General features: G+C 70.7%; 14 protein-coding genes and 1 pseudogene. 5 read left to right on the top strand and 10 right to left on the bottom strand.

Annotated elements, in window-relative coordinates; genetic code table 11:
* The first annotated feature begins 30 nt into the window (after window positions 1-30).
* Window positions 31-480, top strand: coding sequence for an iron chaperone (locus ACTWO6_RS10580; RefSeq protein WP_130333665.1), 450 nt, complete (start codon window positions 31-33; stop codon window positions 478-480).
* A gap of 118 nt (window positions 481-598) precedes the next feature.
* Window positions 599-803, top strand: a pseudogene (locus ACTWO6_RS10575) (IS5/IS1182 family transposase); the annotation flags it as partial.
* 111 nt (window positions 804-914) lie between these two features.
* Here ACTWO6_RS10575 and ACTWO6_RS10570 read toward each other — a convergent pair.
* Window positions 915-1964 carry a zinc-binding dehydrogenase gene (locus ACTWO6_RS10570; RefSeq protein ID WP_446219450.1) on the bottom strand — a complete coding sequence of 350 codons (1050 nt, stop codon included), beginning with the start codon at window positions 1962-1964 and terminating at the stop codon, window positions 915-917.
* Window positions 1965-2060: 96 nt separating this feature from the next.
* Window positions 2061-5267: a bifunctional cytochrome P450/NADPH--P450 reductase gene (locus ACTWO6_RS10565; RefSeq protein WP_446219449.1), complete on the bottom strand. Its 3207-nt coding sequence runs from the start codon at window positions 5265-5267 to the stop codon at window positions 2061-2063.
* 98 nt (window positions 5268-5365) lie between these two features.
* Here ACTWO6_RS10565 and ACTWO6_RS10560 point away from each other — a divergent pair, with 98 nt between their 5' ends.
* A complete protein-coding gene (locus ACTWO6_RS10560; RefSeq protein ID WP_446219448.1) occupies window positions 5366-6007 on the top strand; it encodes a TetR/AcrR family transcriptional regulator in 642 nt (213 codons plus the stop codon).
* Between the two features lie 133 nt (window positions 6008-6140).
* Here ACTWO6_RS10560 and ACTWO6_RS10555 read toward each other — a convergent pair whose 3' ends face one another.
* The 3 genes from ACTWO6_RS10555 to ACTWO6_RS10545 all read right to left on the bottom strand — a co-directional run bounded on the left by ACTWO6_RS10555 (window position 6141) and on the right by ACTWO6_RS10545 (window position 14890).
* Window positions 6141-9446, bottom strand: coding sequence for an ATP-binding protein (locus ACTWO6_RS10555; RefSeq protein ID WP_446219447.1), 3306 nt, complete (start codon window positions 9444-9446; stop codon window positions 6141-6143).
* A gap of 63 nt (window positions 9447-9509) precedes the next feature.
* The gene (locus ACTWO6_RS10550; RefSeq protein ID WP_446219446.1) at window positions 9510-12368 is read right to left on the bottom strand and encodes a hypothetical protein; all 2859 of its coding nucleotides are present in this window, start codon (window positions 12366-12368) and stop codon (window positions 9510-9512) included.
* Complete coding sequence (locus tag ACTWO6_RS10545; protein ID WP_446219445.1) at window positions 12365-14890, bottom strand: S8 family serine peptidase; 2526 nt, start codon at window positions 14888-14890, stop codon at window positions 12365-12367. Before ACTWO6_RS10545 ends, ACTWO6_RS10550 begins: the two co-directional genes overlap by 4 nt.
* A 307-nt stretch (window positions 14891-15197) precedes the next feature.
* Here ACTWO6_RS10545 and ACTWO6_RS10540 point away from each other — a divergent pair, with 307 nt between their 5' ends.
* Window positions 15198-16373, top strand: coding sequence for a low temperature requirement protein A (locus tag ACTWO6_RS10540; protein ID WP_446219444.1), 1176 nt, complete (start codon window positions 15198-15200; stop codon window positions 16371-16373).
* 266 nt (window positions 16374-16639) lie between these two features.
* The gene (locus ACTWO6_RS10535; RefSeq protein WP_446219443.1) at window positions 16640-16795 is read left to right on the top strand and encodes a hypothetical protein; all 156 of its coding nucleotides are present in this window, start codon (window positions 16640-16642) and stop codon (window positions 16793-16795) included.
* Here the strand turns inward: ACTWO6_RS10535 and ACTWO6_RS10530 are convergent.
* From ACTWO6_RS10530 to ACTWO6_RS10510, 5 genes are all read right to left on the bottom strand, one after another.
* Entirely contained in the window at window positions 16781-18667 is a 1887-nt protein-coding gene (locus ACTWO6_RS10530) for a glycoside hydrolase family 15 protein (RefSeq protein ID WP_446219442.1), read from the bottom strand. The genes ACTWO6_RS10535 and ACTWO6_RS10530 overlap by 15 nt on opposite strands.
* Before the next feature lie 1002 nt (window positions 18668-19669).
* Window positions 19670-20692: a 4-hydroxy-2-oxovalerate aldolase gene (gene dmpG, locus ACTWO6_RS10525; RefSeq protein ID WP_446219441.1), complete on the bottom strand. Its 1023-nt coding sequence runs from the start codon at window positions 20690-20692 to the stop codon at window positions 19670-19672.
* Complete coding sequence (locus ACTWO6_RS10520; RefSeq protein ID WP_446219440.1) at window positions 20689-21627, bottom strand: acetaldehyde dehydrogenase (acetylating); 939 nt, start codon at window positions 21625-21627, stop codon at window positions 20689-20691. Before ACTWO6_RS10520 ends, dmpG begins: the two co-directional genes overlap by 4 nt.
* On the bottom strand, window positions 21627-22442 hold the full coding sequence (locus ACTWO6_RS10515; protein WP_446219439.1) for a 2-keto-4-pentenoate hydratase: 816 nt from the start codon (window positions 22440-22442) through the stop codon (window positions 21627-21629). The genes ACTWO6_RS10520 and ACTWO6_RS10515 overlap by 1 nt, the downstream gene beginning before the upstream one ends.
* Window positions 22439-23083, bottom strand: a complete 645-nt coding sequence (locus ACTWO6_RS10510) for a TetR/AcrR family transcriptional regulator (protein ID WP_446219438.1) — start codon at window positions 23081-23083, stop codon at window positions 22439-22441. Before ACTWO6_RS10510 ends, ACTWO6_RS10515 begins: the two co-directional genes overlap by 4 nt.
* Between the last annotated feature and the right edge of the window lie 45 nt (window positions 23084-23128).

Below are 23128 nucleotides of genomic sequence, written 5' to 3'. Positions count from 1 at the left end.
GAGCCTTGAACGACGAAGGGGAGCCCGAGAATGTCCGCGAAGAGTTCGACGACCGTGTCAGACGGCTTCAGCGCCGAGGAGCGTGCCGCGATGAAGGAGCGTGCCGCCGAGCTGCGCGCCGAGGGCAAGAAGGGCGCCAAGAAGGCCGACGAGCTGCAGGCGGTCCTCGACCGGATCGCGCAGATGGCGCCGGAAGATCGTGCGCTCGCCGAGCGCGTGCACGCGACGGTGACCGCTGCCGCCCCGGGGCTGTCGCCAAAGACCTGGTACGGGATGCCCGCTTACGCGAACCCGGACGGCAAGATCGTCGTCTTCTTCCAGGACTCGGGCAAGTTCAACTACCGGTACTCGACCGTGGGCTTTCAAGACACGGCCAACCTCGACGACGGGGACCTGTGGCCGGTGTCGTACGCGCTCCAGCAGTGGAGCCCGGCGGTAGAGAAGAAGCTCGTCGAGCTGGTGAGGGCCGCGGTGTCCTGACGGACGGCGACTGGGTTGCTGCGTGTGGCCGGCTCATACCGGGCTGCCTGACGCGTCAGGCAGCGCGAACCAGCGGCCTCCAACCACGCAGCGGTCGGGGGCGGTGGCGGGATCACCGGACCAGGTCGCCCGCCGGGCCGCCAAGGGCAGCGCCGGCGGGCGGCCACCGACCTTCGACCGGGTGACCCACAAGAAGCGCAACGTCGTGGAAGCCTGCTTCAACCGCCTCAAACGGTGGCGGGATCGCCACCTGCTACGCCAAACGTGCGTCCCCCTACCGGGCCAGCCTCGTCCTGATCGCCGCCGTCATCTGGCTTCCATGATCGACGGGACAGGCCCTAGTCCAGGCTGTGCCGGCAGGTGCCCCACCCTGCCGGCACGCCAATGTCGGCTTGCGGGGCAGGAGGCGAAAGCCTCACGACCCGCAGTAGATGTCAGGGCTTGAGGATCAGCCGGATTGGGCTGCCTTCTTTCTTCACCAGCCTGTCGACGCCTCGGGGCGCCTCGGACAGCGGGAGCACATCGCTGATCGACCCGGAAAGGTCGAGGCGGTGGTGGCCCACCAGGGAGACGAGCTGCTCGACGTGCTCCGGTGCGCTGCCGTAGTGGCCGCGGATCTGCTGCTTCAGATAGCTGAACAGGGTGGTCTGGTGAATGGTCAGCGGCTGGGGCGCCAGTCCGACCAGGACCAGCCGGCCCTCGTTGGCGAGGACGGTCTGGGCCTGGGTCCAGACCGGCGGGGCGCCTGCCAGGTCGAACGCGACGTCGAGGCCGCGCCCGCCGGTGATCCGGCGTACCTGCTCGGCGAAATCGGGGGCGCCGGGGTCGAGGGCGTGGTCGGCACCCAGGGCGAGGGCCCGGGTCCGGGCATCCGGGATCGGATCCACGGCGACGATGGGGGCGGCCCCGACGAGACGCAGCAACTGGACGGCGTGGGCGCCGAGACCGCCCAACCCCCACACGCCGACGGCCTGGGTGGGGCGTACCTCACCGGTGCCAACGATCGCACCCCAGGGTGTGGAGACCGCGTCGGGGATGATCGCGGCCTGCTCCAGGGGAAGGTCGTCGGGGACGCCGACGAGGGTGAAGTGCTCGGCGATGGCGTACTCGGCCCAGCCGCCGTCGTAGTCGACCCCGCGGGTCAGCGGGTGCTGGCACTGGCCCACCCGCCCCAGGAGGCAGGGCGGGCAGGCGCCGCAGGGCTGGCCGGCCTGCAGCAGCACGCGCCGCCCGACCTGCCATTCGGCGGGCACCTGCTCCCCGACGGCGTCGATCACGCCGGCCACCTCGTGCCCGAGGGTCACCTTGTCCACGACGGTGTCCAGCCGCAGGCTCCCGTCGATGAGGTGAACGTCGGACAGGCAGATGCCGGCCGCGGCGACCTTGATCCTCACCTGGCCCGGTCCCGGCTGCGGGACGGGTACCTCCTCCATCGCGAACCGCCCCGTCTTGTAGTCGAGCCGGCCGGCAAGCATGGTGGACATGACATTCTCCTTGTCTCGCGGTGCGTGCGGTCGCCCCCACCGCGCGGGGCATGGGTGTCGGGTGCGGCGGCCCGCGCCGCACCGCCGAACCGGCAATCAGGCGAAGACGTCCTGCTGGTAGCGCCCGTCGGTGTCGAGCTGGTCGAGCCACTTCTCGGCGTCGTCGGCACTGCCGCCCGTGTGGCTGCGGTAGATGCCAGCCAGCGCCTGGCGTACCGACGGGGCCATCCGCCGGCCGTCGCCGCAGACGTAGATGTGGGCGCCGTTCTGGATCGCGTCCCAGATGGCGTCGCCGTCGGCGGTGATGGCGTCCTGGACGTACTTGTGCGGGTGATCGGGCACGGTGGAGAACGCCAGGTGCACCTCGGCGAGGCCGGCCTGCCGCCAGGCCTGCATCTCTTCGCGGTAGAACCAGTCGTGCTCCGGGTGCCGGCAGCCGTAGAACACCTTCGACAGGCCGACCTCGACACCGCTTGCCTGCTGAGCGGCGCGCTCCTGCAGGAAGCCGCGCAGCGGAGCGAAGCCGGTGCCGGGACCGACGAGGATCATCGGCGTGGCCGGGTCGGCCGGCGGGTGGAACGGCGGGGCCGGGACGCGTACGTACCCGAAGAACACGTCGCCGGGCCGAAGCCGGGCCATGTACTGGGAGGCCAGGCCGCGGTACTCCCCGTCGCCGGACAGTGCCGGACCCTCCACCAGGCCGACGGTCAGTCGCGGCCGGTTCGGCTCGACCATCGCCGCGGAGGAGATGGAGTAGAACCGGGGCCGGATCGGCCCGGCCAGCTCCAGTAAGGCGGCCAGCGGCAAATCGACGGCGGGGAACCGCTCCAGCAGGGTGAGGACCGAGACTCGCTTGGCGAGGATCTCGTCCTGGTAGCGCTGGCGCGCCTCGTCGGTCTCCTCGAGGTACCCCTGGAGCTGGCTGGTGGTCCACGGGCACTGGGTGTGCTCGGCCAGCGCCCGCAGGTGCGTGCGAGTGGCCACCTCCTGCAGTTCGACGAACTCCGTCAGCAGCAGCTCCGCGGTCACGGGCACATCGGTCGGCAGATGGGTGCCGGTGCTGGCGTCCTCGCGGCGCAGCCGTACCACCTGGTCGCGGGGTACCCGCAGCAGCCGCAGCGCCCGGGTCACCAGCTCGGGGTCATTCTTACCGAAGACGGCCAGGTGGTTGCCGGTCTCGTAGCCGACCCCGTCGGGCAGCCCGACGGTGATCGACAACGCCTGCGGGCGGGGTGCCTCCATGCTGAAGTCCCACAGCCCGGTCGGGTCGCCGACCAGCTCCTCGCTGGCCACGACGGTGATCGGGTACGCCTTCTCGGAAACCACTGCCGGGCGCACCTGCGCCTCGGTGAGGACCTCCAGCGACAGCCGTGGGCCGGTGATGGCGCTGGTGTCCGCACCGTATTGCTCGGCCAGCGCCGTCCACAGTGCGTTTATCCACGTGGTGGCCATGCCGTCGAAGTCGCCGTTCGCGTCGACCTCACCGCGCGGCACGATCGGCGTGGCACCGGCCGCCAGCAGCGCCGCCTCCACCCGCTTGGGGAATGCCTGGTAGGTGATCCAGTGCGTGTTGCCGTTGCCGAGCACCGCGAACCGCACCTGCGACATCGAATCCGCGGTCAGTCCGCCGGCGGCGGCGAGGGCGTCGAAGCGCTGCGCGTTGTCGGGGGCCTTGCCGTTGTAGCTCGGCGTGACCACGACGAGGATCCCGTCGGTGGGCGGGTTGTCGGCCAGTTCGTCCAGCGTGAGCACAGTGGTGTCGAAGCCGGACTGCTCGGCCCGGCCGGCCAGCTGCCGCGCGAGATCCTCCGACGCGCCCAGGTTCGAGCCGTACGCGACGCGCAGCGTGACGCCGACGGCGTTCACCGCGACCGCCGCCGCCTGCGGCTCCGGCATCGCCCGCAGCTCGCTGTCGAACCGCTCGTACGGCTGGCGGGAGCGCACTCGCACCATGAAGTTCTCCGGCTTGCGAGTGAGCGTCTCCTTGACCTTGATCTGATAGTCGTTCGGGTCGGTGATCGCGAAGTTCTGCAGGACCAGGGCCAGGGCGAGCCGGGCCTCGGTGAGGGCGAACTGCCGGCCGATGCAGGCCCGCTCGCCGTTGCCGAACGGCTTGTAGGCGTGCGGGTGGTGCTGGGCGATGTTCTCCGGCAGCCACCGGTCGATGTCGAACTCGGTCGGCCGGTCCCACGCCTTGGGGTGCTTGTGCAGCGCCGGGATCACGACCATGACCTGCTGGTCCTTCGGCAGTGCGTACCGGCCACCGAGCACGGTGTCCTCGTACGGCGCCAGGGCGATCGCCGGGATGGGGCCCCACAGGCGCAGGGTCTCGTCCAGGACCCGCGGGATCACGTTCAGCTTCATGATCGTCTCGTAGGTGGGCACCGTGTCACCGGGCAGCAGCCGGTCGACCTCCGCGTACGCCTGGGCCAGCACGTGCGGGTTGCGCAGCAGCTGGTACAGGGCGTACGACAGCAGACCGCTGGTGGTCTCGTGCCCGGCGATGAGGAACGTCACCACGTTGTTGCGGATGTTCTCGTCGGACAGCGGCTCGCCGGTCTCGGGGTCGACCGCGCCGAGCATCAGGCTGAGCAGGTCACGGCGGTCATCGCCCCCACCCGCGCGGCGCTCGCGGATGACCTCCTCGACGAGCGAGTGCATGACGCGGACGTTCTCCTCGAAGGTCCGAATCTGCCGGCGCCGAAGTGCGGTGACGAAGGGTGGCTGCTTCAGCCGCCCCATGGCCTCGTGCAGCGAGTCCGCCAGGGCCTGCAGGAACGGGTGCACCTCCTCGCTGCCGAAGGAGTCGAACCGGTAGTCGAAGCCGGTGATTCCGATCGTGTCGAGGGTCAGCCGGGTCATGTCGGCGACGACGTCGAGGTCCTTGCCCTCGTCGCGCCGCCACTTGCCGACCAGCGCATCGGCAACCTCGAGCATCTCCGGGAAGTACGACTTCATCGACCGTTGGCTGAACGCGGGCATCAGGATCCGGTGCGCCTTGCCCCAGTTCGGCTCGTCCCCCCTCGCGGTGAACAGGCCGTCACCGGCGATCGCCCGCACGTCGCTGTGCGGCTTCTCGATCGGCTTGTAGAAGCGCGACTCGTCGCACAGCTCCGCCACCAGGTCCGGGTCCGAAACCAGGACGAGCTCGCGGCCGGGCAGCGCGAGCCGGTAGATGCCCTCAGGGAACTGACCGGCCATCTCCTCGAAGAACGCCGCCGGTCCGTCGGACGGGATCTGCAGCGCGTTCCCGACGATCGGAACCCCGCGCGGGGCGGGGATGGTCGTGAGGTTGCTCGACACGTGGGTTCCTTTCCTGAGGTTGCCGGCGGTGACCGGCCAATGGATCCGGGTGCCGGACGTCAGCCATACGCTGTATGGCTGCTGCTACCATACGGTGTATGGCTACGACCGGACAGGCCGCAAGCGGCCGAGGAGACGCACGTCTCACCGAAAAGGGCATCTACACCGCGGCGCTCCGACTCGTCGACGCCGACGGGGTGGGCGCGCTGAGCATGCGGAAGCTGGCCGCGGTGCTGGGCGTCAACCCGATGTCGCTCTACCACCACGTGCCGAATAAGGCCGCGCTGCTACGCGGCATCAAGAACCTCGTCGCCGCGCAGTTCCAGCCGCAGGTCGACGGCGGCACCTGGCAGGAACAGCTGCACCGGTTCGCGACGGACTTCCGAGCGCTGGCGCACCGACACCCCAACCTCATCGTGCACAGCCTGGCCAGCCCGGACTTCATCGAGCCGGAAGACCCGTTCTGGATCGGGCTGACCGGCATCCTCACCAGCGCGGGCGTGCCGGCCACGGAGGTCGCCCCCGTCGGAGCGGTCCTCACCAGCCTCTTCTCCGGCTTCCTCCTCGCCGAGATCAACGGAACCCTCGGTCGCCTCGCCGCCATGCGACCCGCGCCGGGACGGGCGGAATCGACCGCCGCATCCCGCGCAGGCGCGGACGCCAATGACCGTTTCGAGTTGGCGGTCCAGACCCTCATCGCGGGCCTCAAGGCTCACCTCCCGCCCGCAACCGCCCGCTGACCTCCACCTGTGGCCCGTGACTTCGCCGGTGGGTCCGGGACGCCCTGACGACGATCAAGGAGAAGGATCAGGAGTCAGCTCGCCGGCAATGCGACCCCTGGCTCGGCCTCGCAACCGTTTGCCTGGTCCCGGGTCACTGGCTTGCGGTCATCCGCAGTCGTTGACGTAGCAACGCCAGGCGGCGAGCGGCGGCCGGGTACGGAAGGGCTTCTGCCAAGGCGGCCGCCCGGCGGAAAGCGTCCGCCGCATCCCGCTCGCGGCCCAGCTCCGCCAGGGCGGCAGCGTGCACCGTCCGCGCGTCCGTCTCCGCAAGCCGCTCCCCCGCCCGCTCCGCGCGTGCAGCCTCCGCCGCCGCCACCTCGACAGCCTCCTGGACGCGCCCGCATGCCAGCCACGCGCGGGCCGTCAGGTGCGCCGACCTCGTCCTTCGATCTGCCAGGAGCGCTGACGCCTCCTCCCGGCGCCCCTCCTGCAACGCCAACTCGGCGCGCACCGACCGCACCTCGTCCTGGGCCTGAAAGTCCCCCTGCGCGCGCGCCGCGCGCTCGGCCTCGTCCAGCAGCACCCCCGCACCGGGGTCTCCCATCCGGATCCGCACCCGGGCGAGGGCTGCCAGAGCGTACGGCACGCACCAGCCGAGGCCCGGCCCCGTCTCCCGCGCCGCGGCCTCCGCCAGGTCCCGGGCCTCGGCTGTCTCCTCCATCATCAGGTGGATCTTGGCCAGGTTCGCCCGCTCGAAGACGGTCGCCGTCGGATCGCCGGACCGCTCGGCGAGGTCCAACGCCCGCCGTCCGGTGTCGATGGCCTCCCGTAACCGCCCGGCCCGAAGAGCGATCTCCCGCAGGACCGAGAGGACCAGGGCGAGTAGCTGCGGATCGCCGTACGCCTTCGCGTGCGGCAGGGCGCGTTGCGCGACCAGGCCGGTCTTCCGGAAACGCCCGGCCAGGCCCAGGGACGTCGCGCGCATCGCCAATGCCCGGGCCAGCAGCCCCCGCCGCTCCGGATCCGGCACGGCCTGTGCTGCGGTCTCCGCCGCCCGCGCGGCCGCCGCTGACTCCTCGTACCGGCCGGCGACGAAACAGAGCACAGCCCTGGCCAGATGGTGGGCGCTCGCCGTCGCCGCCGGCGTGTCGGGAGCGGGCGGAGCGGCATCGAGCAACCGCAGACCCTCGTCCGTGCTCCGGGTCTTCGCCATGAGCTCGGCGAGCCGGGCGGCGGCGAGAACCCGTCCGTCCCGGTCGCCGTGGCGTTCCATCTCCGTCAGAGCCTCGCGGAGCAGCCGGGCCGCGTCCTCGAACCGGCCCATCCGGCGCAGCACGGCGCTGTGGTCCATCCGTGCGCGCGCCGATTCGCCGACGAGCGCGTCGAGCCGGTCGGTGAGCTCCGTGTAGTAGCGGTCTGCGGTGTCGTTCGCGTAATGCGCCGCCGCCCGTTCCGCTGCCCGCCGCAGATACCCGGTGGCGCGCGGGTCGTCAGCGCCCGTCAACTGGACCGCGAGCGTGTCCACGGCATCCGGCCGGCGCCGGAGCACCGCCTCCGCGTATGCGGAGTGCAGCAGCCGCCGCCGGGCCGCCGACAGCATCTGGTAGCAGGTCATCCGGATCAGGGGATGGCGAAAGGCAAGCCCGGCCACCGGACGGCCCTCGACGGCCACGGGCCGCTCCTCCAGCACCGAGGCGGCGACAGCGGCCTCCACGGCCTCCGTCGCCTCGGCCGCCGACAGCGGTGGCTGCCCGCAGCGCCGGGCGACGTCCAGGACCTCGGCGAGTGCCGCGTCCTGACCCGCCACGGCGACCACGTCCACCACTCGGCGGGCTGTCGGGTCGAGTCGTCCGAGCCGCTGGGCGACCACCTGTCGGATTCCCTCGGGTGCTCCCGAGACGCCCACGACCCCGTCCCGCAGCGCACGCGCCAGTTCGAGGGCGAAGAGCGGATTACCCAGGGACAGTTCCCACACCCGTTCGGGTACGGCAGCGGCCGAGGAGCCGAGCGCGTCGGCCGCCAGCTCGAGACACGCCTCCCGGGGCAGGCGGGGTGGTGCGACAGCGCGGGCGAGCGACTGGCGGACCAGCACGTCCAACGTGTGCCGCCGGGGATCGGAGCCGGGCAGCTCCTCGGGGCGCAGCGTGGCGAGAAAACGCCAACCCATACCGTTCTCCCGGGCCCGCCGGGCGAGGTAGCTGAGGAGCTGGAACGAGCCCGCGTCGGCGGCATGGAGGTCGTCCAGCACCACCATGACCGGCCGCTCCGCCGCCAGTTCCCCGAACAGCGCGGTCGCTGCCTGGAACAGCCGGTCCCGCTCCTCCTCGGGGCTGCGCCACGACCTCGGCTCCACCCTCCCCAACGGCAGGAGCCCGGCCAGTTCCGGATACTCCGCGCCCATGCTGGCCCGCTCCTCAAGGGAGCGGTCTGCCAGCCAGCCCTCAACCGCCTCCGCGAACGGGCCGTACGGCCGGCGCCCTTCCGCGTCGTGGCCGGCGCCCCACAGCACGGCCGCCCCCTTTTCGGCGGCCCGCCGCGCCGCCTCGGCGACGAGGCGCGTCTTGCCGAGCCCGGCCTCTCCGGTGACGAGGAGGACGGGCGTGGTGTCGACCTCCAGCAGCTCGGCCAGCACGTCATCCCGGCCGCGCAGCGGCAGGGCGGGTGGTAGCCGCACCGCCGCCGGCAGCGCAGGCTGGGTTGACCGGGCGGCCGAGGTGGGCGCGGCGAGGGCTCGACGGTACAGCGCTTCCGTCTCGGCGCCCGGCCGCACCCCGATCTCCGCGTCCAGCGCCTCCCGGCACAGGTGGTACTGGGTTACCGCCCTGCGTCGGAGCCCCTGCCAGAGGAACGCCTCGATGAGGACGCGGTGGGCGTACTCCTCGGCGGGTGCGGCCGCCAGGACCTGCTCGGCCGCCTCCACCGCTTCCTCGCTGGCACCCGCCGAAAGATGGGCGGCGGCCAGTGCGAGGAGGGTCTTCTCCCGAAGCGCGGCCAGTCGTTCCCGGCGGGCCCGCGACCACGGCGCGTACCGGTCCTCGGGAAGAAGCTCGCCGGTGAACGCGTCGAGCGCGGCCGCCAGTTCTGCTCGGCCGCCGTGCGCCAGCGCTGCCTCCGCGAGCCGTTCGGCTTCGTCGGCGTCGATCCACACGGCGTGCGGATCCAACCGCAGCAGCGCCCCCTCGCCGATCAGGTAGGACGACGTGGCCCGGGACGCGAGTTCCGGTTCGACGGCCCGGCGGGCGGCGTGCAGCGCCACCCGCAGGCTGCGCAGCGCTGCCTGGGGATCGGCATCCGGCCAGCAGATCTCCATCGCCTCCTCGCGATGGAGGCGATGGTCCGGGGCGACTGCGAGCAGCTTGAGCAGCGTCCGGGCACTCGGCCGGGGCCACCGCTGCGCGAGCGGCGGCCCGTCGTTCCGGTAGACCCGGAAGCCGCCGAGGAGGTGCAGCCGCAGCACCTGGGTCTCCCTACGCTGATGAGGGCTCCCACAATAGCGGGAGCCCCCATCAGCGGTGTCAAGTCAGGAATTGGTAACGACGCCCGTCACCATTCCATGCATCCGGCTGTCGACCCCCAGCTCGTGCCGGCTGCCGGACAGTTCGGCCACCCGGTCCTGCCCGAAGTTCTCGTTGTGCAGGCCGACGATCTCGTCCACGCCGTCACCGGTGAGGTCCCCGATCACCACGTTCTGCATCGCGTACCGCTGCAGCCGGGCCTCGTGATCCGGGTAAAGACCGCCCTTGAGTACCGAAGGATCCCAGATGTAGAACGTGCTTTGCGTGCCACCGACGAGCAGCCGGCGCCCACCGGGACCGGTCGCGAAACCGGCTCGGTGGAGGGGCCCCACCGTGTAGATCAGGTAGTCGTTGCCGTCCGCGCCGAAGGTCTGCAGCGAGGCCGTCCCGGCGAGGATCAGGCCCTCGTCGCCGGTGAACCAGTTGCCGAGCGTGAAGGATCCACCACCGATCGCGGTCTTCACCACCTCGCCCGTGCGGACGTCGTGGAACTCGAAGAACTCCCGCCACAAGCCGTCATCTTCGCGCACGACCCAGGTGGTGACGACCGCATGCCCGTCCGCGTACGGGATCGCGGGCGAGGCGTACACGCCGTGGAAGAGCTGCGCACCGTAGATCTTCGGGTCGCTACCCGTCCACACCGGCCTGGCGGTCCAGGCAACCGTACCGGTCCGGGCGTCCAGAGCCATCTGCCCGACCGTGACGGGCTCACGCTGGTAGGCCGTCTGGTACGAACCGACCACCCGGCCGCCGGCCACCGCCAGGTCCGAGAAGGCCACCGGCCCCGTGCCCTGGGGAGCGTAGGACCACAGTTGGCGGCCACCACCCCGGTAGGCGCGGACGGCGTCGGTCGGCACGAGCACGTCGTCAGCGCCGTCGCCGTTCAGATCGGCCACGGTCACCGAGCGGACGACCTGCCCCGGCTGATCGATGGTCACCCTGACCCGACCGGTGGTGGTGTCGATGATCACCGCGGCGGTCTCGGCGGCCACCACCAGGTCGTCGCGGCGTCCGTCACCGTCCGTGTCACCCGGCACGATGTCGCCGTACACGGGGCCGGGCAGGGTGGCCTGCCACAGCACCCGTGGCTTGCCCGCAACCAGCGACGGACCGTCGAACGCCCACAGGCCGCGGGACTGGCCGCCAACCAGCAGGTCCTTGCGGCCGTCTGCGTTCACGTCGACCGCGACGCCGCTGGACAGGTCGGCAAGGAGCGGTACGAGCCCCGCCGACGTGCCGTTGTCCAGCCGGTAGAAGTGGATGTTCTGGTCGTTGTCGATGGTGCGTACCAGCCAGTCGTCGCCGGCCTGGTACGGCTCGGCGTAGATCGGGGAGGCGACCACGCCCTTCTGCGACCACCGCACCGAACCGTCCGTGCCGCTGAGCACGGTGATCGTGCCGTAGCGGCGGGTCCCCGAGTTGACGGCGCGGCCCTTGTCCGCGGTCGTCACGTACGAGGCGATGGCCTTGCCGTTCGCGATCCGCAGGCCGAGAACGCTGTCACCATCCCGGTCGTTCGACTCGTCCCGCTTCAGCGTGTACGACCAGAGTTCCGTCCCGCCGTCACCGCGCAGGCCGCGCACCGTCGCCGCGTTGATGTCGAGGTCGTCGTCGAAGGTGGCTTCGGCGACCGCGTACTCGACGCCGTCGCCGCCCTTCAGCTCGCCGACCGCCAGCTCGGTACCGACCGCGTTGACCCGCTCATCGAGCACGGTCCGGACGCCGTTGGCCAGGTCGTAGCCGACCAGCTGGTACCGCACCCCGTCGGTGTAGTCGGACTGCTCGATGGCGACGAGCCGGTTCCGGGACGGGTCGACGACCGCCTCCCGCCCGTACATCGTGCCGGCGGTTTGCCAACGCGGCGCGCCGTTCGCCGTGTCGATCACGAGGGTCTGGCTCGCGGCCGGGTCGGTGTCGGTCTTCCGCACGTACCAGGAGAGGGCTGCCGCGGTGTCGGAGAGCGCGGTGACCGAGGCCCACCGGCCGTCGCGCTGGCCGGTGTCGTACGACCAGGTCGCCGCCGGGGTCAGTCGCCCGTCGGCGAACGTGAAGCGGAAGCCGTACAACTTCGTCGTCAACGTCTGGTCGGCGCCGAAGTTGTTGGACGGCTGGTCGGCGACGAGCAGGGTCGTGCCGGCGAGGGCGACCTGCTGGGCGTCGGGGAAGATCCGCGACCACAGGGTCGCCCCGGTCTTCCCGTCGAGGACGGTGACGAAGCTACCCGTCGTCAGGGAGGAGCCCGGGGACCTGAACGGGCGGTACGGGTTGGAGCCCACCCTCGCGGTGAAGACGACGTCAGCCACCCCGTCGCCGGTCAGGTCGCCCTGCGCGAAGCCCCGGTCGGCGAGGTCCGCGTACGGACTGTTGGCCTCGTAGCCGATGGTGATCCGAGCCGGATACGGCTCTCGCTCCCACGGCCGCAGCGGCATGACCTGCCAGTCGGCGTAGAAGGACTCGTTGTCGCGCTTCCACACCGTCCGGCCGTCCGTCGTGAAACGGGTGATCATGCCGAGACTGTGCACGCCGAGGAAATCGCCCTTGCCGCCGCCGAGTGGGGCGGTTTCGGCGTTCCCCCGGTACGTCTCCAGCGCGGACGCCTCGGTGAGGGTGACGGGTGTCGCTTCCTGCACCTGCTCGGCCGGCGGTTCGGCGGTGTCGCTCGGCGCGGTCGCCTGCTGGGCAGCGGGGGCCGCCTCGAACCGACTTTCGAGTTCAGCGGCCTGGGCCTCGGTCAGGATTCGCGCCTGCGACCCGTCCTCGGCGTACGCCGGGTTGGTGATCGCGGGGAGCGCGGCAAGCGCGAGCCCGGGCGCGAGCAGGGCACAGGCGAGGCGCACGGCGCCTCGGGATCGGTTCTTCATCATGCCGCCTTGAGGGTGATACGGAGGGCGCTGTGGTCGGTGATGACCGGTTCGTTGAAGGAGTACTGCACGGCATCGGTGCCGGCCTGGTTCTCGATGCCGACGGTCGCTGATCCGCCCTTCTCCAGCGCCGAGGCGCCGTCGATGGACTGGTACTGCAGGACGATCGCACCGGTCGCCTCTTCGAAGACCGCCTCGAAGGTCACGCGCCGGCTCGAGTCGGCGGCGAAGGCCGCGTTCTCCCAGACGATCGCGAACTTCCGCTGTCCGGTTGTGCCGGTGACAGCGGTCTTCACGGCCGACCTCTTGTCGAGGACGAGGTCGTCCCAGTAGGCAGCGAGGATGCCGTTCGGCTGCGACGTTGCCGGCAGGGCGGTGTTGACATAGTCGCCGAGCCGCGGGGCGAGGAAGTTCACCAGCCCGTTGGTGGTGACGCTCGCCTGGTTGTACGAGACGCCGTAGAACTTCACCGGGAACGGCAGGGCGACGCTCTTGGCGTTCTCGTCACCGGAGAGGGCGACCTTGGTGGCGCCGCTGACCCAGGAGTACGCGGCGGGCAGGCAGCTGTTGCCGAAGGCGTCGCTGTGGGCGGGCAGTCGGACCGGCACGCTCTCATCGCCGTCCACGGTCAGGGCCTGCTGATAGCTGCCGTTGCACAGGACCGGCGCGGCGGGCGTCGCCACCAGGGTGAAGGATCCTTCGGCGACGGCCGGGAAACGGAAGGCGCCGGCGGCGTCCGACACGGCCGGGGCGAGCGGCGCCTCGACGATCCGTACGCTGGCACCGGCCAGCGGCTTGCCCGTCGCGTCGTACACCGTGCCGGTCACGGCGTGCCGGGGAACGGCGTCCAGCGCGATGTCGTGGGAGAGGGCCTGGCCGTCGGTGACGGTGAGGTTCTCCGTGGCCGTGCGGTAGCCGTAGCTGACGCTGGTGAGGGTGTACGCGCCGGCCGCCAGGACCAGCCGGTAGGCGCCCGAGGCATTCGTGGTCACGGTGCGCTGGCCGCTCTGGCCCGTAGCGGTGATGGTGATTCCGGCCAGGCCGGCGCCGGTGGCCCGGTCGGTGGCGGTGCCGGTGATGGTGGCCGCGGTGTGCGGGGCCCGGTCGACGGCGGCGAAGATGTCGAGCTTGCCCTCGCCCCAGACGTTGTTGGCGTCGGCGGTGCCGCCGCAGTGGGTGTCGTCGACGTCCCGCGCGGAGTCGTTCAGAGCTGCCCGGGTGGCGTCGATGTTGCCGACGAGGGAGGGGGCCGCCGACCAGAGCAGGGCGACGGCACCGGCGACGTGCGGGGTCGCCATGGACGTACCGGAAATCGTCCGGTAACCGCCGCCCGGCCAGGCGGAGCGGACGTTGACGCCGGGCGCGGCGATGTTCGGCTTCATGGACCCGTCGACGAGGGAGGGGCCGAAGCCGGAGAAGTAGGCGATGGCTCCGGTCGCGTCGTACGCACCGACCCCGTACGACGGGGCCTGGGCACCCGGCGCCTCGGTGGTCGAACAGTTGAATCCGTCGCCGGCGTTGCCGGCGGCGAACGCCTCGAAGATGCCGGCCGCGTTCCAGGCCTCGATCATGTCCTGGTAGAAGGCGGTGTTCCCGCCGCCCCAGGAGTTGTTGACGATGTCCGGGGCGAGATCGGGCCGGGGGTTCTGCCCGTTCTGGTCGGTCGGCGCGAGAATCCACTGGCCGGCCTTCAACAGCGAGGTGTCCGTGCAGTAGTTGGCCTCGCAGCCCTTGACGGCGACCCACTTCGCGCCCGGAGCGACGCCGATCCCGCCCGCGCCGGCGATGGTGCCCATGGTGTGGGTGCCGTGGCCGTTGTTGTCGCAGGGGGTGCCGCTGTCGGGGCACTCGCCGCTCGCGTCGTACCAGTTGTAGTTGTGGTTGTAGGTGCCGTCGCCGAGGCTGCCCCGGTAGTTGCCCGCCAGGGCCGGATGGGTGAACTGCACGCCCGAGTCGACGTTGGCGACGACGACGCCCTCGCCGCGGTCGGCGTACTGGGACCAGACCTGGTCGGCGCCGATGTCCTTGACGCCCCACTCCGGGTCGGCGGTCTCGGTCGTGATGACGGGCCCCATCGCGACGGTGTCGATGGCGTAGCGCTGCTCCCGCCGCAGGGCGGCGACATCGGGCCGGGCGGCGAGCCGCTCGACCAGGTCCCGGCCGCCGGTGACCTTCACGGCGTTCGCGATCCAGTACGACTCGTAGCCGACCTTCGCCTGGTCCAGGTAGCCGGTCAGCGAGCTCTGGTCCCGGGTGGCCTCGGCGCGCAGCGTCTGGTACGCGGCGGCCTTCCGCTCCTTGCCGCGCTGGCGAATGGCACCGGACAGGTCGGGACGGCTGTCCAGGACGACGAAGAAGGTCGCCTCCTGACCGGCGGCAACGGCGGCGGCGAGACCCGGGTCGACGGCCGCATGGTGCCGGGGTGCGGCGGTCGCGGCCGGCGCGGCGAGTACGCCGACGACGGTGACGGCAACCGCCGCCCAGGCGGTGGCCGCGCGCCGCAGGGGTGAACGGGGGAAGTGCATTTATACAGCTCCTCGATCGCCGATACAGGGGCAAGCCGGTAACTCCGCTTCACGGGAGACCGCCGGAGGGGCGACGGGAAAGCACGGAGCTGGCCTGGTCGGGCAGGCTACGGCTGGACCGTTACTGGGGAATTACTGGCGCAGCGCACCCAGCACCGCAGCGATCGGCGCGAGGGGCGCCGGACATGGCAGGTTTATCGCCTCCCGCCGCGGCTACTCCGCCTCGTGTTTCCTGGCCGGAGGTCTGGGCTTGCCGAGACAGGGGAACGCCGTACGCGCCTGCGGCGGCGAAGCAGACTGATGCCGGATGGATGAGCCGGGCCGCGAGCGGCGCGTACGGGAGGAGGCCAACTGGCAGCGGGCGAGCATCCTCGAGTTGTTCTTCGACCTCGTCTTCGTCTTCGCGCTCAATCGGATCAGCTTGCGGCTCCTGGACGAGTTTCACTCCGGAGGGCTCGGGTTCAGTGAGTTCGCTGAGACCCTGCTGCTGTTTCTGGGGCTCTGGTTCATGTGGCAGACCACTGCCGCGTTGACCAGCCGAGTGCATCCGGATTCGCGGCCGGGTCAGTTCTTCGTGTTCTCCTCGATGGCCGGTGCCACCGTCATGGCGGTTTCGGTGCCGCAGGGGTTCGAGGAGCGGGCCCTGGTCTTCGCCGGTGCGTGGGTTGCGGTGCGGGTCAGCCTTCTGTTGGTCTATTTCTTGGTCAGGCAAGTGCGGACCGAGGGGTCCGCACTACCGGGGTTGCTGTCGCTCGGCGGAAGCACAGTTCCGTGGATCGCGGGGGCGTTGGTGCACGACCCGCTTCTGCGCGGTGCGCTCTGGGCACTTGCGCTAGCCATCGAGTTCCCCGGGTTCGTGGTCGGCTTTCGCCGATGGGCCGGCACACAGGTCGCGGGCGAGCACCTGGCCGAGCGGTTGCAGCAGATTTTCTTGATCAGCTTGGGCGAGGCCGTCTTCGTGTCCGGCCTGGCGTTCTCCGACAGCGACATAACCCTCCCCCACGGGATGGGGTTCGCGCTGGCCTTCGTCGGCATCGTGCAGCTCTGGCGCATCTACTTCTACCGGGCCGGCCTGCTCCTGCCGCTGGCCATCACCGCCGCCCGCGATCCGGCCCGGCAATCCGTGACGGCCGCCTTGAATCATCTGATCATGATCTCCGGTGTCGTCCTCGCTGGTGTCGGCTTCGAGCTGTACATCATCGAGCCCACCGGCCGGCCGGAACCGAACTGGCTCGTGGCCATCCTCGGCGGTCCTGCACTCTTCCTGGTCGGGCGGGCTCCCTTCGAGCTGCAGGTCTTCGGCCGGATCTCCCCGTCGCGGCTGATCGGGCTCCTCGCCCTCGGCCTGCTGATCCCGGCCGTGTGGCACGCTCCTCCGCTGGTCGCCGGTGCCGGCGCCACGGCCGTGCTGGTCGGAATCGTCGTCGCGGACGCGTGGCGCGCCCGCGGGCGAGAGCCCGAGCCACCCGCCCCGCTGATGTAGTTCCTCGCGCAGCATGAGCCCCATCCGCTGCGAGGCGGACGCGTCAGCCGCGCGGCCAGCGACTCTGGCCGGCACGGAGCGCCGATCGACCACACGTCCCCGGCGTCGACCCGTCCCATCGCCGCTATCGACGCGCCCGAGGCCAGGAACCCGCGCCACCCGCCCCGCGGATCTGACCTATCGGGGAATCCCGCCCGAATCCCGCCCCTCACGGAGCGAGCGTCAGCGCCGCTGGCCAAGCCGGCCGACCTCGTACGGATTTGCTGATGGATCTCGACCAGTGCGCAGCTGGGCAGCGGTTCCTGCTGCGCGACCGGGATAGGAAGTTCACCGAGGTCTTCGACGCGGTGTTCACCGCCGAGGGCATCGAGGTGATCAGGACTCGCCGCAGGCCCCCGGGCGAATCTTCACCGGCGCAGTGAATCTCGCTCGACCAGGAGGTCGGGCGGCACGCGACACGGTGCCGGTGGAGCGGGTATGAGTTGATCGAGGGTCAACGCGGCGTTGATCAGCGCAAGGTGACTGAAGGCTTGGGGAAAGTTGCCGAGCTGCTCGCCGGTCGGGCCGATCTCCTCCCCGTAAAGACCGAGGTGGGTGCTGTAGGTGAGCATCTTCTCGAAATTGATCAGCGCGTCGTCGACACGTCCCGAGCGGGCCAGGGCTTCGACGTACCAGAAGGTGCACATGCTGAAGGTGCCTTCGCTGCCGCGCAGGCCGTCGGGCGACGCGGAGGGGTTGTACCGGTAGACCAGGCTGTCGGAGACGAGCTCGTGGTCCAGCGCCCGCAGTGTTGACTGCCACATCGGATCGTCGGGCGCGATGAACCCCACGCTCGGCATGGAGAGCAGCGCCGCGTCCAGGACGTCGCTGCCGTAGTGCTGCACGAACGCTCGGCGTCCTGGGTGGTATCCCCGGTTCATGATCTGGCGGTAGATCGTGGTTCGTTCGGTGGTCCAGCGGTCGATGTCGGCGGGTACCCCGTGCCGCTGAGCGAGGCGGATGGCCCGGTCGAGAGCGACCCAGGACATGAGGCGGCCGAAGGTGAAGTCCCGGCGGCCGCCCCGGGTCTCCCAGATCCCTTGATCGGGTCTGTCCCAGTGCTCGCAGAGCCAGTCGATGAGCTTCACGGTGTTGAGCCACGCCTGATAGGAGCTGCGCAGCCCATGCGTGTCAGCCAACTGGATGGCGCTCAGCGCTTCGCCGTAAATGTCGAGCTGGAGCTGGTCGGCGGCGGCGTTGCCGATCCGCACGGGGCGGGAGCGTAGGTAGCCCTCGAGGTGGTCGAGATCCTCCTCGTCGAGGGCTGTCGAGCCGTCGACGCGGTACATGTGGTGCAGCGGTGCTGCGCGGTCTGCCGCCTCGGAGATCCGGTCGTTGAGCCATCGCAGATATCGGCGCGCTTCCTCGGTGAAGCCGAGCCCGAGCAGGGCGTAGACCGACCACGAGGCGTCGCGGATCCAGGTGTACCGGTAGTCCCAGTTCCGCGTCCCGCCGATCTGCTCCGGCAGGCCGGCGGTGGGAGCGGCGATCAGGGCACCGGTCGGCGCGTACGTCAAAAGCTTCAGCGTCAGGGCGGAGCGCTCCACCGCTTCCCGCCACCGTCCGACATAGCAGGAGCCGCCGAGCCAGTCCCGCCAGAAGTCCCGGGTCTGCTCGTACATGGACCGAATTTCCGCCGGTCTGATGAGCCGGGGTGGCTCGGTCGACCCGGTTTCGACGAGCACCCCGCTGGTGGCACCCTCGCGCAGGGTGGCGAAGGCGCGCACCCCGTCGCCGTCGCGTTCGATCGCGACGTCGTCCGGGGGCTGGTCGGCGTGGCGGACCCGATGCGCCGTCATGCTGAGCGTCGGGCTGCGGAAAACGGCGCCGTCGGCGTACATCTCGACCTCGTGCGGGTCGCGCCCATAGTTGAAGCGCGGCTGGCAATCCATCCGGAACTGCATGGTGCCCCGAACCACGCTGATCAGCCGGACGAGGCGATGGCGATCGGTCGCCGTATCGCCGGCCACCGGCATGAAGTCGATGACCTCGCCCACGCCGGCGGGAGTCAGGAAACGGGTGATCAGGATCGGTGTCCCCGGAAGGTACAACTGCTCCTTCCTGACGTAGTCGGCGCCATGGGGCGCGATACGGAAATACCCGCCCTTTTTGTGGTCGAGCAGTCCGGCGAACACGCTGGGCGAGTCGAACCGCGGCGCGCAGAACCAGTCAAGGGTGCCGTCGTCCGCGATCAGCGCCGCCGTCTGCAGGTCGCCGATCAGGCCGTGTGACTCGACGAATGGATACAACTCCACTCACCGCCCTCCTGCCAGGACTCCTGCAACATGCTCCTCACCGTAAGTGCTGGCGGGAGCTCAGCGGCGCACATCGGTCAGGACCAGCGCCAGGATCACGGTGCATGTCGTCGCGAGCATGGATGACGCCCGAAGCTGATCGCTGTTGATGTGTTCCGTCCTGAGACAGCGGGACCCGGATCGCGCGGTGCGGCCTTCGCCCATTACCGCCCACTGACCCGGACTTTCATGCGAAGCGGTCAGCCGCATCGCTACCGAGGCGAAGCCGGCCTGCGACTTGCCGGTAGCGGGCGGAGTGGCATCGGCCCGGGATGCCGGCCGGGACGGATGCGGGTCGCGCTAATCCTTGCCTGCCACGTTTTCGCACGTCAACGTCGATGTGTGACGGCCCTCGCAACGGGAACGCTGGATCGGGAAAGGGGGAGTCCAAGTGTCCGATCCGACGCAGGTAGCGCGGGACGCGCTCCAGCGGATTCACCTGGCCGCCGTCAAGTACCGGGACGACGGGCTGCACCAGGCGGCCAAGGAGGTCACTTCCGTGGCTCGCTCGCTGGGGCACGATCCGGGGCCGATCGAGACGTACCGCCCCTGCCCCGCCTGTGGTGCCGAGCGCCAGGGGCAAACTGCCTCAAAGTGCCGGGGCACTCGATGGTGAGCGGGATGCATCCCGAGCGAACGCAGGAGTAGCACGAAGGAGGACCCCTGTCTCACCTCACGCGGCTAGAAGCGTCGGGCGTCCACGTCGCCGGTCGAACTTCCGCTGGCGCGTCTGGCTGCCCTCGCCGGTCCGCGCCGGGCTGCTCGGCCGGGTTGTCGCCATCGGCCCGCGTGGATCCGCGCGGTCTGCCGACAGAGATCACGCCGACACGCCGAACCACAGTGGACGGACCTGACCTTGCCAGCGGGAAGGAAGCCCTGGTCAGCGCTTTGCCGCTGAGATCGATGTGCCAGAGAGTAGGAGGCGGCGAACACCTTTTCGTCGAGCTTCGCCTCATCGGACGGTCATCTCTGGGTGAGGTCGAGGGCGATGTCCATGATCATGTCTTCCTGGCCGCCGATGAGTTTGCGCCGGCCGGCTTCGCGCAGGATGTCCCGGGCATCGAGCCCGTACTGCCGTGCGGCGGTTTCGGCATGGCGCAAAAAGCTGGAGTAGACGCCGGCGTAGCCGAGGGTGAGGGTTTCCCGGTCGACGCGGACGGGTCGATCCTGCAGCGGGCGGACGAGGTCGTCGGCGGCGTCCTGGAGAGCGAACAGGTCGCAGCCGTGTTGCCAGCCTTGCAGCGTGGCCACGGCGATGAACGGTTCGATCGGGCAGTTCCCGGCGCCGGCGCCGTGGCCGGCGAGTGAGGCGTCGACACGGGTGGCGCCCTCCTCGACGGCGACGAGGCTGTTGGCCACGGCCAGGGACAGGTTCTCGTGGGCGTGGATGCCGATCTCGGTGCCGGGGTCGAGGACGTCGCGGTAGGCGCGGACCCGGTCGCGGACGCCGTCGAGGGTGAGCCGTCCGCCGGAGTCGGTGACGTAGACGCAGTGGGCGCCGTACGACTCCATGAGCCTGGCCTGGGCGGCGAGCTGTCCGGGTTCGACGAGGTGGCTCATCATGAGGAATCCCGACACGTCCATGCCCAACTCGCGGGCCGTGGCGATGTGCTGGGCGGCGATGTCCGCCTCGGTGCAGTGGGTGGCCACCCGGACCGACCGTACGCCGAGGGCGTGGGCCTGTTTGAGGTCGTGGATGGTGCCGATGCCGGGCAGGAGCAGGGTGGTGAGGCGGGCGCGGGCGACGGCGGCCGCGGCGGCTTCGATCCACTGCCGGTCGGTGTGGCTGCCGGGGCCGTAGGTGAGGCTGCCGCCGGAGAGCCCGTCGCCGTGGGCGACCTCGATGCCGTCGACGCCGGCGGCGTCGAGCGCGGTGACGATCCGGGTGACGTCGGCCGGGGTGATCCGGTGCCGGGTCGCGTGCATGCCGTCGCGCAGGGTGACGTCCTGGATGAACAGGCGGCGGGCAGGTGTGGTCGCGGTCATCGGCTGGCTCCCTTGGCTGCGGCGAGGCGTTCGGCGACCCGGAGTGCCGCGGAGGTCATGATGTCGAGGTTGCCGGCGTAGGCCGGGAGGTAGTGCGCGGCGCCTTCGACCTCCAGCAGGACGCTCACCTTGGTGGTGACCGCTGTCGTGTCGTCGGGCAGCAGGGTGTGCACCGGTTCGTCCGGTGCCAGCGGGGTGAACTGCACGGGCTGCTTGAGCCGGTAGCCGGGGACGTACGCGGCGACCTCTTTGATCATCTGCTCGATGCTGTCGCGGACGGCCTCGTGGTCAGCGGGACCGATGAGGCACTGCACGGTGTCCCGCATGATCATCGGCGGCTCGGCGGGGTTGAGGATGATGATGGCCTTGCCCCGCCGGGCGCCGCCGACCTGCTCGATGGCGGCGGCCGTGGTCTCGGTGAATTCGTCGATGTTGGCGCGGGTGCCGGGGCCGGCCGACCGTGAGGCGATGGAGGCGACGATCTCGGCGTACGGCACGGGCGTCACTCGGGACACCGCCGCGGCGACGGGGATGGTGGCCTGTCCCCCGCAGGTGACCATGTTGAGGTTGCGGGCGCCGAGGTGCGCGTCGAGATTGACGGCGGGCACGACGTACGGCCCGATCGCGGCCGGGGTGAGATCGACGAGCATCTTGCCGTACGGGGCGAGGGCGGCGGCGTTGGCCCGGTGCGCGCTCGCGGAGGTGGCGTCGAAGACGACGGCGATGTCGGCGAAGTCGGGCATCGCGATGAGGCCGGCAACGCCCTCGGCGGTGGTGGGCACACCGAGGCGGCGGGCCCGGGCGAGGCCGTCAGAGGCGGGGTCGATGCCGACCATCGCGGCCATCTCGAGGTGCTGCGACAGGCGCAGGACTTTGATCATCAGGTCCGTGCCGATGTTGCCGGATCCGATGACGGCGACCTTCGTACGCGACATCAACTGCCGCCTTTCGTGACGGGGGTGGTGAAGGTGGCCTCGACGCTGCCGAGGCCGGTGAGGTCTGCGCGGACGTGCATGGCCTGGTCGACCCGGACCATCGGCCCGAGTGCGCCGGAGAGCACGACGTCGCCGGCGCGGAGCGGGTCGCCGTGGGCCAGGGCGGTCCGGGCGAGCCAGGCGAGGGCCTCCAGCGGGTCGCCGAGGCACGCCTCGCCCGAGCCGGTCGAGGCGGGCACACCGTCCACGAACATGGTCATCTGCACCGCCGCCGGTTCGACGGCGTCGAGGGGGACCCCGTCGGCGCCGAGGACGAACAGGCCGCTGGAGCCGTTGTCGGCGACGGTGTCGGCGAAGCTGATGTCCCAGCCGGCGATGCGGCTGTCCACGATCTCCAGCGCGGGCACCGCGTAGGCGACCCGTCGGCGCACGGTGACGGCGGTGACGCCCGGGTCGACGACGTCGTCGGCGAGGACGAAGGCGATCTCGGCCTCGACGCGGGGTTGCAGCAGCCGGTCGAGGCTGATCACCGCGGACTCCGCGCACGCCATGTCGTCGAAGAGCATGCCGAAGTCGGGCCGGTCGACGCCGAGCTGGCGCTGCACTGCCAGGGAGGTGAGCCCGACCTTGCGCCCGACCGGCCGCCTGCCGTCCCGGACCCCGGCTTCGGTCAACCGGCGCTGAACGGCGTAGGCGAGGGTCTCGTCGTCGGGGCCGATGAGGTCGCGGACCGGCGGACACGGCGTGCGGGTCTCCGCGGCGGTGCGCAACCGACGAAAGGCTGCGGCAACGGGATCGGTGGTGCCGGTGGTCATTGGGCCTCCGTGGCGGGACTGCCGCCGGTCAGGCGGGTGAGGCTGTCGTACAGGGTGCGGCCGAGCAGTTCGAACAGCCGCGGGAGATCAACGCTGTCGCCGCCGATCTCCTTGGCGATGAACAGCCCGTCGGTGGCGGCGATGGCGTACGTGGTGATCGTTTCGATCGTGTCCCGGTCGGCGTCCGGGGCGACCCTGGCGAGCACGGCGGCGAGCCGCGCGCGGGCGGTTTCCCGGACCTGCAGGAACACGCGCCGGGCGCTGGGCTCGTCCGGGCGGCGCTCGAGGGTGAGCATGAGCCCGAGGCGAAGGAAGTCGGGCGAGTCCAGCAGGGTCTTGGCGACCTTCACCGCCATCGCGGCGAGGCGTTCCGGCATCGGCTCGCTGTCGTCGCCGGGGAGGGCGAGTACGTCGACCCAGATGTCGAAGCTGCGCTCGATGACGGCGGCGATGAGGTCGTCCTTGTTCTTGAAGTGCCAGTAGATCGAGCTGGCGGGCAGGCCGCACTTCTCGCTGACCAGGGCGATGCTGGTGCCCTCGTAGCCGCGCTCACCGGCCACCTCCGCGGCGGCGTCGAGGATGCGCCGGCGGGACTCCTCGCCGTTGGCCCGGCGCTTGCGTCCGCCGCGAGATTCCGTCATCGCTCGCTCCCTGTGTTTCCGGCTGATGTCTTGACGACGCTAGGA

Source organism: Micromonospora sp. IBHARD004 (assembly GCF_052814115.1).
The sequence above is the reverse complement of the archived record's forward strand: the minus strand, read 5'-3'. Positions and strand labels throughout refer to the sequence as shown.